Source organism: Ruegeria sp. C6, from assembly GCF_056537625.1.
On record NZ_JBQFRW010000004.1, the window covers coordinates 170268 to 185035 of the forward strand.

Sequence of the window (14768 nt, forward strand, 5' to 3'; positions counted from 1 at the left end):
TATCGCAGGCAAAGAACCCGGATGAAAAAAATACAAAAGGTATTGAAGCTCTAGTTACTGTAGGAACTATTTACAAAGGACCATAGAGATTCTTGAGGTCCAATCATGTCATCCGATACCCATAGCCACGACCATGGCCACGAAAACAAACATGGTCACCACGCATGCGGTAGCGGCGGGTGTGGCGACATCGCCCCCGCCGGTCCAATTCCTGAAGGTGGTAGAAGCTTTCAGGTCTCTGGCCTTGATTGCGCCGAAGAGGTGGCGATCCTGAACCGTGTCGTCGGCCCGAAAGCAGGTGGCGAAGAGCATCTTGCATTTGATGTGATCAACGGTCGGATGACACTTCTTGAAAGTGCTGCCAAGTTATCTGACGAAGATGTCATGCTGCTGGTTGCCAGTACTGGTATGACCGCCAAACCATGGGATGACGGAAATGCCGCCCAGGACCAGGCGGCGCATATTGCACGTCAGCGGCGGTTCACCACTCTAAGCGGAGGGTTTTGGGCAGCGGGTTTTGTCTGGCACATTTTTGAAACCGGCATGGGCGGTGCGCTCGGGCTGTTTTCGGGACATGGTGAGGTTCCGATGCCTTTGCCCGAGGCAGTTTTATTCGCGGTTGCGATACTGTTTGGCGTCTGGCTGGTGGCCCCCAAGGCCTGGTCTTCGGCGCGTCGCCTTTCGCCGGATATGAACCTTCTGATGGTTGTTGCCGTCGCTGGTGCCATCGGACTGGGTGAGTTTTTTGAAGCGGCAACTGTAGCATTTTTCTTTTCGCTTTCTCTTTATCTGGAAAGCTGGAGTGTCGGACGTGCTCGGAACGCGGTGTCCGCGCTGCTTGATCTGGCCCCCCCGACGGTTCGGCTGGTTCGTGCTGACGGTTCTGAGGCAACGGTCCCGGCGGCGGATGTCTTTGTCGGTGACAGCTTCATCGTTCGGGGTGGGGATCGCATTCCACTTGACGGGGAAGTCATCGAAGGGGCCGGTGCCGTTGACCAGGCTCCAATCACGGGTGAAAGCGCGCTGATTCCCAAAGAGCTGGGTGATGAGGTCTATGCCGGCACAATTAATGGTGAGGGCACCCTCAAAATACGTGCGACGAAAACAGCGTCAGACACCGTGCTTGCCAAGATCATCCGGATGGTCGGTGATGCTCATGCTCGCCGCGCGCCGGTTGAGCAGTGGGTTACAAAATTTGCGCGGATTTATACGCCCATCGTTATGGTCGTCGCAGTGGCCATCGCCCTGATCCCACCGCTTGTATTTGGCGCATCGTGGGGCTTCTGGTTTTACAATGCACTTGTTCTGCTGGTTATCGCCTGCCCCTGTGCGCTCGTAATTTCCACACCGGTTTCAATCGTTGCGGCTTTGACCGCTTCGGCCCGGGCTGGGGTTCTGATTAAGGGCGGCGCATATATCGAGGCCCCCGGGCGTACCACCGCACTGGCCATGGACAAGACAGGCACGATCACCATGGGTGAGCCTGAAGTGGCCAATGTCTATCCGCTGGGCGCCGCATCCGAGCAAGAGCTGTTGGCGAGCGCTGCCAGCCTCGAGGTTCGGTCTTCACACCCGCTGGCCCGCGCCATTTTGACCCGGGCAGAACAGACCGACATTTCGATATCGGCGGCTGAAGACATCCGAACCGTTCCCGGTCGTGGTCTGGAAGGCCGTACCGAGCGTGGAGATATCTGGCTTGGCTCTGACCGCTTCGCTATAGAGAAAGGCTTTGACGCGTCCATCCCTGCCGAGTTGCGCAACCAAATCGAGAGCGCGGGAAGCACACTTGTTGTTGTCGGGGATGAGAACGGGTTAACCGGTTTGCTTGAGCTGCGGGACCGCATTCGACCCGAAGCCCGAAGCATCGTAGCCCGGCTTCATGCGCAGGGCGTGAAGTCAATCATCATGCTGACTGGTGACAACGAACAAACAGCGAGAGCGGTAGCAGCCGAAGTCGGCATCGACGAAGTCCGGGCCCAACTTCTGCCGGAGGACAAAGTCGCTGCGATTGAGGAACTGGCAGAACAGCACGAGATGGTTGCAATGATCGGCGATGGCGTCAACGACGCACCTGCGATGGCTCGGGCACATTATGCAGTTGCGATGGGTGCAGTTGGGTCTGATGCGGCAATTGAGACCGCAGACATTGCTCTGATGACTGATGACATCGGCAAATTACCCTGGCTGATCGATCATTCACGTCGAACCATGTCGATCATCCGTCAGAACATTGGCTTCTCACTTGCGACCAAAGCACTGTTTGTGACCCTTACCGGTTTTGGATTGGCCTCCATGTGGGGTGCAATCGCCGCAGATGTCGGAGTGTCCTTGCTGGTCGTGGCTAACGCCTTGCGGCTTCTGAAAGCCTCGGAGGGTAACATACACTCAACAGGAACAGAAACCGTTGGAACGCCAGGTGAAAATGCTGAATTGGCGCATGGGCAGTAATCAGGCGCGCGGAACCTGAGCTCGCGTGTGCTGTGGGATGTCCGATGAGATCTGCATCCCACAGCCGATTTTCGCAACTTATCACTGTGGCGTGGTGCCCGATATATCAATCAGTCCTGGGCTTTGTGTGGCATTTCATCCTGAAGATGAGGGACATTGACACTGATCAGGTTTCCCGGCGCCGCACTTTAATCAGTCAACTTCATCCTGAATGTGGGGGGTTAGTTTGGATCGCCCCACTGCCCCACCCTCTGCTACTGCCAGATCCATTGTCATCATCCTATAATCACCGCGCATCCATGAAGAAAACAAGTTCTTGTAGAACCGCGAAAGCGGGTGTCCCGACTGCCCGGATGGTGACAGGAAAAAGAAGCCTTTGTCTTCTGAAACAGACATGACGGCCTGAAAATTCGTGCCGATATTTGTTGCAAACGGTTTTTCGTCAGACATCCCGAATTGAGACGAGAGCAATGAATAAGGTCCTCCGGACTTCGGTTCCCGCACAGATAACAACCCATCGAGGAATCCGGCTGGGCTAACCGCAGACCAATCCAGATTCACAATGTGTTCAGCTCCCCAGCTCCACGAAGAAAGGTCGGGACCGTAGCGCTCGGTTATCCAGACGAGCGCATCGTCGAGTGCGAGAACGATCCACTCGTCGCAGGTTTCGACACGAGTTGAGGTGCGATTGTCACACCACATCGCGGCCTCGTCTCTATTTGAAAGAACCGCGGCAAGAAAATATGGATTCGGATTTGTCCACAAATCACGCGCCGCAGGAAATTCATCCTGTAGAAATCGGCGTTGCAAAGCACGCGCCCATGCCCAGAATATTAATGGCTCCGGTGAAAAACGATCCATTTCACCGTTCCATTCAGCCAAGCGGTTCAAGGCATCCTGTCGGATTCCATCGAGCGGGTCGTCGGCTGCGGGGATCATGGGTGCAGAACGCCACAAGTCCGCCGCCATCAGAGGCAACAAGCTACGCGCTGCCGAACTAACGGTATCTTGTTGTACCCCCATAACACCATCAACTGAAAAAACGCGTTGGCGCGCATCAAGTTCCGTGAGCCGTTGCTGCCGAAGCAGGATTGCATCTTCATCGGAGATGCCCGGCCAGGTCATGACGTCTTCTTTGTCAATAACGACGGTCTCCAACCCGAACAGAGGCATTTCAGAGATCAACTTCACGGCGTCTTTTGCGGTGACTACCTGTGTAAGTCGGTAAAGAGTTCTCAAAAAGATATCGCTATCTACCCGTTCGGATGTGCCGTTTTGCAATTCAGGTTGCCCGGCATTTGAGTCCAAGGCCCAAGCAACGTCATTTGAACGACCCAGAACAACGAACGGAACGCCGGGCAAAGTCGCCCCTGCTACTGCCCCCGAGGGAAATTGAAGATCAGCCATGTACAAGGTTGATGGGAGCGAAAGCGGCCCGCTAGTCTCGATCGCGAGAATTGGGGAATTGGAAACCGTTCGTTCACTTGTCAATGCCCAGGCACCCAGCCGAGCTTTTGGCGTGCTCTTGAGCAATCCGGGTGTTTTCGGTCTGTCGCCTGGAATTGACGCGCCGCCACTCTCGGCCTGCCGCAGATTGCCTAAGAACTGTTGAGTTATTCTGAGACTATCCTCTGGCCGCCAGGCCATGATTGTCTTTTCATCGTACAACAACAGTTCTGGTGCCCCCCGGCCACGCCGGCCTTTTGACACCTCCCCGACCCAGGCATTGACACCGGCTGCATAGGCAATCAGCATTTCAGACAAAACTGGATCTATATCGCGATATCGCGGAACTGGTACTTTACCCGAAGCGGACCGTCGTTCCCTTAACATCTGACCCAATCTATCCTGCGCATGAACGAAACCAAGTGCGAAATAGGCATCGGACGGGGATGAAGCCGAGATATGTGGGATCGCCATAGAGTCCCTCAGGACGTCCACAGAATCTTTCAAACCCTCTAACCTAAAATCTTCCTCATAGTCCGGAAGAGAAGCCAGCATGAGATATGTAGCCGTGCTTAAACAGACAGTAGTGATGAACAGGGCTGCCAGAACCAACCCAAGCACGATCCTGAGCAGCGCTTTCAATTTCAACCACCAATCGGATCAGCCTAGGACACCAGACGCACAACTGCGATCGACAGAAAGAATGCAATCAGGCCACAAACGATGGCGTATCCTGCAGCATACTGAAGAATATCAAGGCTGTTGCCATTCCGGCGCTTTGCCAGGACCCCACCCCAAACGGCGCCAACCAAGGCACCCGCGATTGCCATCATCTTACATCCTCTGATTTTGTTCATTTGCGGTGCAGTTCACTTCAGGCGTTCAAACCGTCAAACTGATAGCCGCGCGTCTGGAGGCGTTCTGAAAGAACTCTCACGAGTTAGCTTCGCGTTTCTTGGCAGTGAGATCGCCCAGCTGCTTCTCAAGCTGTGCCCGTGCACTACTTAATCGCTTTTGCGCTGCTTCGTTTTCTACCTTGTCATTCGCAGCGGCAGCAAGTCGATCGTCAGATAGCGGGTCTGTCGGACGCCCGTCGACCAATACTTCATAATGAAGATTTGGGCCGGTTGCGGTGCCGGTCGACCCGACACGACCAACCACCTGGCCCGCCTCCACGCGCTGACCTTTGGTCAGACCATCGGCGGTTGCGCTAAGATGCGTGTATCGCGTGACCGTGTCCGATCCATGAGCGATTTCGACCACACGCCCATACCCCCCGCGCCAACCAATATAAGACACGCGGCCCGGGGCCGTCGCATGCACCGGAGTACCACGTGCGGCAGCAAAATCGACACCTGTATGCATCCGAACATTTCCGTAGACCGGATGTTTTCGCCGACCAAAGACTGAACTCAGGCGCGCGCCCTCGACTGGCTGCGAGAAGACGCGAAGAAGCTCACCATCGACATAGATTGTGGCGCGGCCATTTTCGGCATCTGGCCATGCTATTTCGTAAAGTTGGTCATCAACTTCCAGCGCCGCAAAAATGAGTTCTGGCTGGCCTGTTCTCTCGCCATCGATGCTCATTTCGCGCCAGAGAAGACGGAGAGCTTCACCACCTGTCAGGTCCCTCCGAAAATCCACTGTCCCGCTCAGCATCTGCGCCAGATCCACCGCAAAACGAACCGGGATCTTTGCGCTACTCAGCGCATTTGAAATCGAAGTTTCGATCTCTGTTTTGCGGGCCAGAATGACGGTGTTGGGTTCTGGTGAGACCACGCGCGTGGACAACGTTTCGCTAAGTATCACCTCGATTCTTACGCCATCTTCCACCGCAAGCTCCACGCTCTGCGGTTGATCCGCTGCGGTTGTAACGACTGTTATCGAGTGGCCCGGGCGCAAACGCTGCAAATCATATTCAGCGCCAAGCGCAAGTGCGATTTCGGCCCGATCGGTTGCGTTGATCCCGGCTTTAGACAGCAAACTGTCGAGCGTGTCACCCAACGCAAGTTCGCGCGTCCATGTCCGTGAAGGCGGTTCAACAGGTGGCAAAGGTTCCTCTGCCTGAATGCGTTCCGGTTGAGCAGGTCGAAACGAAACGGGGCTTGGAGCGAGTTCTGCTGATGGTACGTTCAGCAACTGAGCCGATGTGATCTGCGGTTCCGCAGGAAGCTTGGGCACCGGAAAGATCGTGGGCGCAGGCGCCGTCACTTCAGACCTGTTCGAGGCAATGAACACGATCGAAGCAATTGAGACGCTGCTGATCGCAATTGCCGAGGTTGCTAGAAACCGTGCGTTCATGATGTTTTATCCGCTCCACTTTTCAAAGCACGACGGATCTTGGGCACAGCGAATTCTCTCTGCTCATGATAGTCGATGGTGCTGACAAATTCGCCTGTGGGGCTAAACAGAAATACACTTGCAGTGTGGTTCATTGTGTAGTCGCCATCTTCCATTGGAACTTTTTCATAAGTGGCGCGAAAATCGTCTGCGGCCTGAGCGATTTGGTCCGAAACGCCGACCCACCCTCGGACAGCGGGATGAAAGTAGCTGACATAGTCGGCCATAGATTCGACTGTGTCTCTTTCAGGGTCTACGGTTATGAACACGACGTTCAATTCATCCGCGTCATTGCCCAGATCATCCAGCCAGAGGGAAATATCCGAAAGTGTCGTCGGGCAAACATCCGGGCAGTAGGTAAAGCCGAAGAACACCATTGTTGCACGTCCGACGAGCGATTGCGGGGTGACGGTGGTCCCTTCGTGATCAACCATGCGAAAGTTCATGTCTGACAACGCAAGGGGACGAAGGCGATCAGATTGAGCCGCTCCCGGCCCATCCACTTGCCACCATCCGGCAAAGAGTGTCAGGCCGATTACACCAAGTCCAGCAGCCCCGAATTTGAGAACGCGTCGCCGCTGCATCAGTTCTCGGGGCCTCGCGCAGCAATGCCAAATATCGGCACGTTGACAGTTTTTTCTGCGCCATCGGCAAAGATAAGAGTCAGCGTAAAGCTCTCGCCTTCGGTCATAAGGCGTTGCAGCCGCATGAGCATTGCGTGGAGCCCGCCCGGCTCAAGCGCTACGGAACCGCCCGGCGCAATTTCCAGCTCGCCAGCTGGTGCCATGGAACTGACGCCCTCTGCATTGGTCGATGTCTGATGGATCTCGGGCATCATCGCAAGATCGGTGCGGATAGACGTCAGCGTGACGGCCTCATTGCCGGTGTTGCGGATCGTCATGTAAGCGACGCCAGGTCGGTTGGTGCCGATAGACGCGCGCGACCAGGCACCTTCAACGACAACATCATCGACCCCTGCCAGTACAGGTGCCGAGAGAATGGCCGTAAAACCGAATGCACTTAGCACTCCTGCCAGAAGTGTATTTTTTGCAGTGAGTCTCATAGTACCTCTCGCTACTGCTCAGCTTTGCAGTGCTGCAACTTCTGCAGCGACCAGGCGTCTCAATTCAGCCTCACCAAACGGATCCAGAGATTTGCCATTGACGAAAAATGTCGGAGTTTGCCGTATACCGACCGCTTCCACATCAGCGCGATCCTGATTGAGAACACCAACTGTCTGGGGCGCAAGCATTTGTGCCTGCGCTGCCTCGGCATCCAGTCCCGCCGCTGCTGCAATTCGAATAATAAGACCAGGCTCAGGCGCACCATGCGCGGCCCATTTGGGCTGCTCTCGCAACACGGCTTCCAGTACCGGTTCAAAGACCCCCTGCATGCGTGCCGCTTCAAGCACGCGGATCGCCTCCTCTGAGCCTTCGCCATGGAAAGGGGTGTACCGGATCACAACGCGCACGGCGTCTCCATGCTGAGCCATTATGTCCTTCACGACCGGATGAAAGGCACGGCAGGCTTCACAAGCCGGATCGAAAAATTCGACGATTGTAACCGGTGCGTCCTTTGGGCCGAGAACAGGCGAGTAGGAACGGATAAGTGTTTCAGCGATTTCGGGTGCAACAGGCTCGGTATTGCCTGAAGCAGCCGGACGGTTCACGTACCAGGAAGCGGCTCCGAATCCGGCACCACCGAATGCGAGAACGGACAAAATCAGGCCACGTCTGTTCATACTTGTTTCTCCTTGAGTGAAAGGGCGCACAGAACGCCGATTAGCGCGAATGAAACGAGCGCCATCAGCGGAATCGGGATGCCCAAAACAGTTTGATTTGCGTCCGTGCAGGACGGACCACTGGCCGAGCATGGTTGGATTTTTTCGGGGATTAGACCAGCATACAGGCCCATGTGCCACAAGGCGACAGCAGCGCCCCCCAATGCCAGTGCTATCCCATATCGGCCCACGTTCTGGTCCTGCCACCACAGGCCAAGCCCCAGTACGATCGCCAATGGGAACATGAACGCACGCTGGAACCAGCACAGCACACAGGGCGTCTGCCCCAGGATCTCTCCAATGAACAGAACAGAAAGAGACGCAACCAGGGCAATCGCCCAGGCCAGGCCAAGAAGTGTATCTTTGGAAAACCGGGACATGGTGATCAGAGTCTCTGTTTCAGATCCGCAAGAATTTCTTCTGCTGGCGTGCCATATGACCAGGACTGAACGAATCCAGCGTCCTTATTGAACAGAAACAGATGAGAGGTATGCCCCATCGTATACCCGTCCGGTGCAGCGGTGTGTTCGATCCGTTCGTAGAATATCGGAAAGGTCTTGGACGTTTGCGCAATCTGTTCTGGCGTGCCTGTAAGCCCAATGATCCCCGCATCGAAAAGTGGTATATACTCGGCCAGGACGGCCGGAGTGTCGCGCTCGGGGTCGATGGATATGAAGATAGGTTGCACTTGGGTTGATTGATTTCCCAGACCTTCCTGCACTGCTGCCACCTCGGACAGTGTTGTAGGGCAAACGTCGGGGCAGTTGGTGAAACCGAAAAACACCAACATCCACTTGCCTGCAAAGTCGTTCTGGGTACGGACAACACCAGAGTGATCTGTCAGTTCGAACCTGGCTTCGAACGGAACAGACTCCTCCTCAATCCGCGCAGGTCTATATTCTGACCACAGCATCAGATAGGCAAATGGCGCCGTTGCGACACCAGCCAGTACCCATAAGATTTTTTGAAATACGGTCAGTTTCAAAGTTAGCCGTCCGCCTGTGATTCTTGGTTCAGAACGGCATGTACACCCTCTACCTGCTAGAGGTTCAAAGGGGATTTTGAGCCTGCGGCTGGGTGTCACAGGTCCACCGGCTGGAAGGTGCTATTGTGCGGTGCCAACCCGAACCTACATAAGCTGTAACTTTGTAAGGAGACCCAGATGCTGACGATCGGAACGCTTGGAAAAAAGACCGGAACCAAGGTTCAGACGATCCGCTACTACGAGCAGATCGGACTTATGCCGGAACCGGGGCGCACCGAAGGTGGCCAGCGGCGTTATGGCCATACCGAACTGGATCGCCTGGCTTTTATCCGTCACGCCCGCCAACTGGGGTTTTCGCTTGAGGCGATACGCGAACTGCTTGATTTGTCCGACGATCCGGATCGTCCATGTCATGAAGCCGACAGTATTGCGCGCCGGCAACTCAAACAGATTGAGCAAAGAATGGCGCGGCTGGAAGCGTTGCGGACCGAGCTGGAGCGCATGGTGCATGAATGCAGTGGCGGCAACACCTCGGATTGTCGTGTACTCGAAGTTCTACGCGATCATTCCGAATGTCTTACTGATCACGAAGACATCGGCGCGTAACCCTGGGCAGCGTTGTTGCGAACTGGAATTAGCCCCTTGAAGCTATAGTCACTATAGCAATTACAAGTCATTCAGAGTTGATTCGACGAGAGACCAAATGCTGAACCGTGACCCGCTGCTAACCGCCACACCTCTGCTTGATTTTGAAACACCCGCAATTTTGGGACTCATAACGGAACGGCGCTGGCCCGATCTGCCTATCGAGGATCGAATTGGCGCTATTTATGACTTCGTGCGTAACGAGATTGCCTTTGGTTACAACCGTGCAGACGATATCCCGGCATCCGAGGTACTCGCCAATGGCTATGGGCAATGCAATACCAAGGGTACGCTTTTGATGGCACTGTTTCGCGGCAGCGATATTCGATGCCGTTTGCATGGCTTTATGATCCACAAAGAGTTGCAGAGGGGTGTGGTCCCCGAACTGATTTATCCGCTGGCGCCAGAAGAAATCTTGCATTCGTGGGTCGAAGTTGAAGTAGACGGTCGCTGGGTCAACCTCGAAGGATTTATTCTGGATCAGCCATACCTGGAGGCGTTGCAGCATAACTTTGCAGAAACAGAAAGCCTGTGCGGTTACGGGGCGGGTACCGGTTGTTTGAGCAACCCACAGGTCGAATGGGAAGGTCGCGACACGTACATACAGAAAACCGGCATCGTGAAGGATTTTGGCGTTTTTGATAGTCCGGATGCGTTCTATGCTGATCATGCGCAAAGTTTCGGCAGCATTCGGGGTTGGCTTTATCGCTTCATATTCCGTCACTGGATGAACGCGCGCGTTCGATCCCTACGCAATGGGAAGCTGAAGGCTCGAATGGCGGCCACGCATACACACGGAAATGCATAGCGGGGCCTCAACTGAAACGCTTTTGCAAGGCCGTATTCAGTGCCTCTGACAATAAAACCAAAACGATGATTGCCAACGTCACGGTCGCAGCCTTTTCATACTGAAACGACCGTACGTAGGTTTGTACATACAACCCGATGCCACCGGCACCGACAATACCCAGTATCAGGCTTTCGCGCAGATTTAGCTCAAACCGAAATACGGTATCGCGCACGATCACAGGCGCCATCTGCGGCCAGATTGCCCAACGCAACTGTTGAATTCTGTTGGCCCCTGCGCTTTCAAGCGCCGCCACAGGAGCGGTGGCAACATTGTCGATGGCTTCCGCATAGAACTTTGCCAACATGCCGGTCGCGTGAAATGTGATTGCCAGTATACCGGGAAGCGGGCCCAACCCAACAGCGCCCACCATTAGCATAGCGACCAGGATCAGTGGGATCGACCGGATAACCGCAAGCAAGGCACGGACGGGACGCCAGATCGCTGCTGGCACCATAGTTTCAGAGGCCAGAACGGCCAGTCCCGCCGACAGGATCACAGCGAACAGTGTTCCCAGAATGGCGATCCTCAGTGTTTCGGCCAGCCCCGTCAGAACCTCGCGCCAAACGGACAGGTCAGGTGGGATCATGCGCCCCAGAAACTCTGCCAGACGGGGGCCCGCGCCTGGCAGCTTGCCCAATCCCATATCCCCGCTGGTCAGCGACCACAGGATCGCCAGTGCCAGCATGACCCAAATGACAGATCGACCCATCAACTGACTACACGCAGTCCCGATGTGACACTGGCACCGTGATACAGTTCATCGATGTCCCCGCTGGTCAATTGGGTAGACAGTTTGTCGAACAATACGACGCCGTCTCGCAGGCCTATTATGCGCTCGGCAAAGCGGCGCGACAGGTCTGGCTGATGCGAACTGAAAATGACGCCGATTCCGCGGCTACGTGCAGAGCTGGTGATCAGGCTCAGAATTCGTTCGGCGTGAGCAGGATCCAAATTGCTGACGGGCTCATCCGCAAGAATCAACTCGGGTTCTTGTGCCAGACATCTGGCAATCGCAACGCGCTGCCGTTGTCCACCCGACAACTGATCGGCTCGGCGGCTTGCCAGATCGGACAGCCCCGTATCCTGAAGCGCCCGTGTCACGCACATATGGTCCTCTTCCCGGAACCGACCCCAGAGTGAGGACCAGATATTCATCCGGCCCATCCGACCGTTCATCACATTCTGATAAACACTCTGCCGATCAACCAATGCGAATTCCTGGAAGACAAAGCCAGTATTGGCACGGTCCTCGCGGGATGGAATTCCTGTTGCCAAAAGTGGCTTGCCCAGCACCTGTGCCTCGCCCTGCCAACCGCTCGAACGACCGTCCAACAACGCCAGCATCGTTGATTTGCCCGCACCCGAAGGACCGAGTAGCGCGACGCTTTCACCGGGCTGCACCGACAGCGAAACATCTGAAAGAGCTGCCGCACTGGCAAAGTGCTGCGATACCGCGTTGAGTGAAACTACAGGGTTCATTTCAGAAACCCATACCGCCGCGCAGTCTCGCGCACGCCTTCGTAAACCGATGGATCTGCAGGGAGATAGCCGTCCGGGCCGTAAAGGTAAGCCAGCAGGTGACGGTTCTCACTCTCATTGAGGCGCAGCATGGTTTCAATGAACTTTGCCTGCAGCCCGGCGTCCAGATCAGGGCGGGCAATGATTGCGTGGCTGGGAATTTGTTCTGATTCCGCGAGCACCTTGATCTCGGCCTGCTGATCCGGAGTCAGGTAGAGATCTGCATACTGGCTCGCGCCCGCAGCATCGACCAGTCCGTTGGCCATGGCCTGCATCGCTTGCTGATAACCACCGGCAAAAAATTTCTGCCCGAAAAAACTGTCAGCATCGCCCGTGCCCGAGAACAGCCCGGCGCGCACAAACAGATCAAGCGGATAGATGTAACCGGATTCCGAGACCGGATCAGAAAAGGCAATGTCACGTCCCCGGAGATCGGCCAACGTTTCGATACCGCTGTCACGTCGCACGAAGACACGGCCCGAATAGCTGGGTTGCCCGCGATAAACCTCGGACAACAGCGGTACGGCGCCGATCTGGTCTTCGGCCAACACAAAGGGCAACGCTCCCATGAACGAGATATCGGCATCACCGTTGCGCAGCGCCTCAACGGCAGCAGCGTGGTCGAACGTGACAAACCCAGTGACCGGGACGCCCATCTGCTCTGAAAGCCAGCCGGTGATGACGTTGATGTCACCCAATAGCTTTTCGGGGTTCTCCTGCGGGATGAAGGCCAGCTTCAGCCCCTGGTCAGTTGCAGCCATTACGGGCAGGGCTGCAGATGCGGCTGCAGCACCCAGAAAATTGCGGCGCGACAACATCAGAACATCCTCTCGTCAATTTCGGCCTGCATGGCCTTGAACAGTTCCCACTGGCGGGTGGCTTCGGTCCAGTTTCCTTCGGCGCTGGCATCGCCAACCGCTCGCAGGATCGCGGCGAATTCGTAGATTTCGGACTTGGCGTTCTGATTGACCATGACACTGGCATCCGCCGCCAGATCAGGAGCTACCGTGTCGATCAGAACCGCTATGTTTTCGGCATCCTGCATCGGCAGCAGGGTATCGAGCGTGCTGGCGAATGTTGTCAGCTCCTCCCAGGACAAGCGGAATACGCTGTTGCGACCCTCGAATACTTGATAGGGTTCTTCACCGTCTCCAATAGCTTCGACGTAGGCCGTCAGATCTGCGCGCTGTGCTTCGTCCAAACCCAAATTTTTGGTATCATTGAACCAGTCAACAACGCTGGCCAGCGTCGGCAGCGATCCGTCATGCATGTAAGGTGCAGTGAAATTGACGTTGCGCAGCGTCGGGGTTTCGAACGCAGAAGCCGTGCCGCCGGGGAATGGTGGTTCAGCGCTGCCGATGTCGTAGGTCAGACCATCGCGGAACTGACGGTCAGGCGTGTGACATGAAGCGCAGGACTTGTCACCAAGTCCTGCAAATTTGGTGTTGAATAGCACCTCCCCGCGCTTGGCGTCATCTGACGCCAGATCCGTCAGCTTACCGGACCGATCGATCTTTGGGTTGGGAAGAAAGTCGAACTGTTTGACATAGGCTTCCAGCGCGTCCAGTTGGAACGGCGTTGGTTCCTTTCCCGCGAATTCGGTCACAATCACATTTCGGATGAACCGGCGCAGGCTGGGTTCGCGCCCGTCGCGGCCATAAGGTGCGGTAAAGCGGATGCCGCGCATGGAAGGCGTATCCAAGTGATCATCGGCCCGATCATTGAACATTGGATTGAAGAACGAACCGTCCACATCCATCCCACCCGGATGGGATGACAGGCCGGGAATGAAGAAATCCCGGTTCACGTCGGAGCGGTTGTGGCAGGTCGAGCAGGCGATGCCTAACTCGCGCGCCGGGCCGCCGAAGATTTCAGGGCTGTCGAACAGCATATCGCCATAGGCCACCAGCGGTAGATTGGCTTCATCCTCACCCGCCTCTTCAAACTGAAGAACCAGCCGCGGCAGCTTCGCCTGATCTCCGATGTTCGACCCTGGCGGCAGCGTGGCGGGCATTGTGATTTGTTCGCCGGAAAGCACAACTATTTCAGGCAGCGGTGTTAACTTGTCGCGTTGGGCAAATTCCGAAGGCAGATAGTTGGCGCGAATATAATCAACAATAGTGGTCTGAGCTTCCGCAAACTGGTCGACATCAACCGTTTGTGCACCATTGCCCAACACTCCAGCGCTGCCAAGGGTAGAGTTCAGAACCAGCCACGCCCGGCCCAGATCGCGAGCCGCCGACACATCCGAAGCCTTGATACCATCTTCGAATGCGCGGAACAGAGCAGCAGCTTGCGCAACCTCGCGGGCCGCTTCAGGCTGACCCAGCGCGGTTTTTGCGACATCCAGATGGCGCAGTATTCCCTCCGCAATGGCAGTTGTGCTTGCTTCAAACAGCGCTTGCCGATCTTCGGCGTGCATAGCTTGGTTGATCGCAAGCGCCTCTTTGTCAGAAACGCGTGACAATGGAGCGACCTGAATGCCACTGCCAGGTGCGGGCGAGGTCCAACTCCTCTCAATTTCATTCCAGGGAACCGGGGTTAGATTTCCCATGAACAAGGTCAGTCGATACGCGGCAGCGCGCGGAGCCCAAGGAGATTCTTCAATCGCCGTGGCATCGGCGATCACTGGCAATGCGCAAAGAAGTGTGGACGCTATTAGATATTTCATAGCTCTGTCTATTAAAGTTAGCCTTGTCTAATTTATTGATGAAGGCATGCTCATTGTCAAGTTCGGCTTTCAGGTGCATACACTA

The 14768-nt window shown here is 55.6% G+C and carries 15 protein-coding genes; 3 read left to right on the plus strand and 12 right to left on the minus strand.

The features are described from left to right. Window positions 1-105: 105 nt before the first annotated feature. Window positions 106-2448: a heavy metal translocating P-type ATPase gene (locus ACR0MJ_RS14700; RefSeq protein WP_480761492.1), complete on the plus strand. Its 2343-nt coding sequence runs from the start codon at window positions 106-108 to the stop codon at window positions 2446-2448. A 192-nt stretch (window positions 2449-2640) separates the two neighbouring features. Here ACR0MJ_RS14700 and ACR0MJ_RS14705 read toward each other — a convergent pair whose 3' ends face one another. The 8 genes from ACR0MJ_RS14705 to ACR0MJ_RS14740 form a co-directional block, all read right to left on the minus strand. Beyond that, window positions 2641-4536 carry a penicillin acylase family protein gene (locus ACR0MJ_RS14705; RefSeq protein WP_480761493.1) on the minus strand — a complete coding sequence of 632 codons (1896 nt, stop codon included), beginning with the start codon at window positions 4534-4536 and terminating at the stop codon, window positions 2641-2643. 23 nt (window positions 4537-4559) lie between these two features. Then, window positions 4560-4727, minus strand: a complete 168-nt coding sequence (locus tag ACR0MJ_RS14710; RefSeq protein ID WP_480436033.1) for a hypothetical protein — start codon at window positions 4725-4727, stop codon at window positions 4560-4562. Between the two features lie 100 nt (window positions 4728-4827). Continuing rightward, window positions 4828-6195: a peptidoglycan DD-metalloendopeptidase family protein gene (locus ACR0MJ_RS14715; protein WP_480761495.1), complete on the minus strand. Its 1368-nt coding sequence runs from the start codon at window positions 6193-6195 to the stop codon at window positions 4828-4830. Beyond that, window positions 6192-6818 (minus strand): SCO family protein, encoded by a 627-nt coding sequence (locus ACR0MJ_RS14720; protein ID WP_170565340.1) that lies wholly within the window; start codon window positions 6816-6818, stop codon window positions 6192-6194. Before ACR0MJ_RS14720 ends, ACR0MJ_RS14715 begins: the two co-directional genes overlap by 4 nt. Continuing rightward, complete coding sequence (locus ACR0MJ_RS14725) at window positions 6818-7297, minus strand: copper chaperone PCu(A)C (protein ID WP_480761497.1); 480 nt, start codon at window positions 7295-7297, stop codon at window positions 6818-6820. Before ACR0MJ_RS14725 ends, ACR0MJ_RS14720 begins: the two co-directional genes overlap by 1 nt. A gap of 18 nt (window positions 7298-7315) precedes the next feature. Beyond that, window positions 7316-7975: a thioredoxin domain-containing protein gene (locus ACR0MJ_RS14730; RefSeq protein WP_170516106.1), complete on the minus strand. Its 660-nt coding sequence runs from the start codon at window positions 7973-7975 to the stop codon at window positions 7316-7318. Beyond that, window positions 7972-8394: a disulfide bond formation protein B gene (locus ACR0MJ_RS14735; protein ID WP_170663591.1), complete on the minus strand. Its 423-nt coding sequence runs from the start codon at window positions 8392-8394 to the stop codon at window positions 7972-7974. The genes ACR0MJ_RS14730 and ACR0MJ_RS14735 overlap by 4 nt, the downstream gene beginning before the upstream one ends. 5 nt (window positions 8395-8399) lie before the next feature. Continuing rightward, window positions 8400-8999 carry an SCO family protein gene (locus ACR0MJ_RS14740; protein ID WP_480761499.1) on the minus strand — a complete coding sequence of 200 codons (600 nt, stop codon included), beginning with the start codon at window positions 8997-8999 and terminating at the stop codon, window positions 8400-8402. A gap of 177 nt (window positions 9000-9176) precedes the next feature. Between ACR0MJ_RS14740 and ACR0MJ_RS14745 the strand changes: the two genes are divergently transcribed. Together ACR0MJ_RS14745 and ACR0MJ_RS14750 are read left to right on the plus strand one after the other, a co-directional pair. Then, complete coding sequence (locus ACR0MJ_RS14745; protein WP_170392752.1) at window positions 9177-9605, plus strand: MerR family transcriptional regulator; 429 nt, start codon at window positions 9177-9179, stop codon at window positions 9603-9605. A gap of 97 nt (window positions 9606-9702) precedes the next feature. After that, window positions 9703-10452 carry a transglutaminase-like domain-containing protein gene (locus ACR0MJ_RS14750; protein WP_480761501.1) on the plus strand — a complete coding sequence of 250 codons (750 nt, stop codon included), beginning with the start codon at window positions 9703-9705 and terminating at the stop codon, window positions 10450-10452. Window positions 10453-10459: 7 nt separating this feature from the next. Here the strand turns inward: ACR0MJ_RS14750 and phnE are convergent, their stop codons facing one another. Genes phnE through ACR0MJ_RS14770 form a run of 4 tightly spaced genes read right to left on the minus strand, consistent with a single transcriptional unit; the run spans window position 10460 to window position 14683 of the window. Beyond that, window positions 10460-11203: a phosphonate ABC transporter, permease protein PhnE gene (phnE, locus tag ACR0MJ_RS14755; protein WP_480761502.1), complete on the minus strand. Its 744-nt coding sequence runs from the start codon at window positions 11201-11203 to the stop codon at window positions 10460-10462. Continuing rightward, a complete protein-coding gene (locus ACR0MJ_RS14760; RefSeq protein ID WP_170516100.1) occupies window positions 11203-11973 on the minus strand; it encodes an ATP-binding cassette domain-containing protein in 771 nt (256 codons plus the stop codon). The genes phnE and ACR0MJ_RS14760 overlap by 1 nt, the downstream gene beginning before the upstream one ends. Continuing rightward, window positions 11970-12830 (minus strand): phosphate/phosphite/phosphonate ABC transporter substrate-binding protein, encoded by an 861-nt coding sequence (locus ACR0MJ_RS14765; RefSeq protein WP_480761503.1) that lies wholly within the window; start codon window positions 12828-12830, stop codon window positions 11970-11972. Before ACR0MJ_RS14765 ends, ACR0MJ_RS14760 begins: the two co-directional genes overlap by 4 nt. Beyond that, window positions 12830-14683, minus strand: coding sequence for a cytochrome c peroxidase (locus tag ACR0MJ_RS14770; protein WP_480761505.1), 1854 nt, complete (start codon window positions 14681-14683; stop codon window positions 12830-12832). The genes ACR0MJ_RS14765 and ACR0MJ_RS14770 overlap by 1 nt, the downstream gene beginning before the upstream one ends. Window positions 14684-14768: the final 85 nt, after the last annotated feature.

Bases quoted from the DNA above. Each gene is read 5' to 3' on its own strand.
- ACR0MJ_RS14750 (WP_480761501.1), top strand. From the start codon at position 9,703: ATGCTGAACCGTGACCCGCTGCTAACCGCCACACCTCTGCTTGATTTT.
- ACR0MJ_RS14735 (WP_170663591.1), bottom strand. From the start codon at position 8,394: ATGTCCCGGTTTTCCAAAGATACACTTCTTGGCCTGGCCTGGGCGATT.
- ACR0MJ_RS14700 (WP_480761492.1), top strand. From the start codon at position 106: ATGTCATCCGATACCCATAGCCACGACCATGGCCACGAAAACAAACAT.
- ACR0MJ_RS14730 (WP_170516106.1), bottom strand. From the start codon at position 7,975: ATGAACAGACGTGGCCTGATTTTGTCCGTTCTCGCATTCGGTGGTGCC.
- ACR0MJ_RS14720 (WP_170565340.1), bottom strand. From the start codon at position 6,818: ATGCAGCGGCGACGCGTTCTCAAATTCGGGGCTGCTGGACTTGGTGTA.
- ACR0MJ_RS14710 (WP_480436033.1), bottom strand. From the start codon at position 4,727: ATGATGGCAATCGCGGGTGCCTTGGTTGGCGCCGTTTGGGGTGGGGTC.
- ACR0MJ_RS14770 (WP_480761505.1), bottom strand. From the start codon at position 14,683: ATGAAATATCTAATAGCGTCCACACTTCTTTGCGCATTGCCAGTGATC.
- ACR0MJ_RS14765 (WP_480761503.1), bottom strand. From the start codon at position 12,830: ATGTTGTCGCGCCGCAATTTTCTGGGTGCTGCAGCCGCATCTGCAGCC.
- ACR0MJ_RS14725 (WP_480761497.1), bottom strand. From the start codon at position 7,297: ATGAGACTCACTGCAAAAAATACACTTCTGGCAGGAGTGCTAAGTGCA.
- ACR0MJ_RS14760 (WP_170516100.1), bottom strand. From the start codon at position 11,973: ATGAACCCTGTAGTTTCACTCAACGCGGTATCGCAGCACTTTGCCAGT.
- ACR0MJ_RS14715 (WP_480761495.1), bottom strand. From the start codon at position 6,195: ATGAACGCACGGTTTCTAGCAACCTCGGCAATTGCGATCAGCAGCGTC.
- phnE (WP_480761502.1), bottom strand. From the start codon at position 11,203: ATGGGTCGATCTGTCATTTGGGTCATGCTGGCACTGGCGATCCTGTGG.
- ACR0MJ_RS14745 (WP_170392752.1), top strand. From the start codon at position 9,177: ATGCTGACGATCGGAACGCTTGGAAAAAAGACCGGAACCAAGGTTCAG.